This window comes from Desulfobulbaceae bacterium (assembly GCA_015231515.1).
GTDB lineage: Bacteria > Desulfobacterota > Desulfobulbia > Desulfobulbales > VMSU01 > JADGBM01.
On sequence record JADGBM010000197.1, the window covers coordinates 1 to 474 of the forward strand.

General features: G+C 46.8%; 1 protein-coding gene. It reads left to right on the top strand.

Going from position 1 to position 474, the window contains the following annotated elements; genetic code table 11:
* Nucleotides 1–188: 188 nt before the first annotated feature.
* Entirely contained in the window at nt 189–380 is a 192-nt protein-coding gene (locus HQK80_16090) for a hypothetical protein (protein ID MBF0223713.1), read from the top strand.
* Nucleotides 381–474: the final 94 nt, after the last annotated feature.

Below are 474 nucleotides of genomic sequence, written 5' to 3' on the forward strand. Positions count from 1 at the left end.
GGTTCCCATGCCTTATCACCTCATGTCTTTTACTGGGTCATGTTATCAATCACCACAGAACATAACATCTGCTATAGCTTGTGCAAGCGCGATTATTGGTTAGAGCTAAAAAAAGATTCTGCCTTCCGACAGGTTCTCCGTTTCTCCGGTAAGTAAGGTGCAGAGAAACCCGAACATAGGAGAAACTGATGGATATCAATGATTTGTTTGACGGAATTGCCGAGGCGTTTCGGCGGTATCAGGCGGAAATGGCCGAGCAGAAGCAGGCTTTAAGCAACCCCAATCCCGCTGGACTTGAGTCCGAAACAGAAGCTGAGAAAACGGAGAAGAAAGTGGCAACAGAGAAGCGAGTCGAACAAAACTTCTCGAAACATGAGTGATCGTAGAGCATTCGGCAGAATGCTCGATTCAGCGTAACCCGCTAATTTATAAAAACAAAAAAACCGATCCTGCGTGCCGGACTCGGCAACAGGA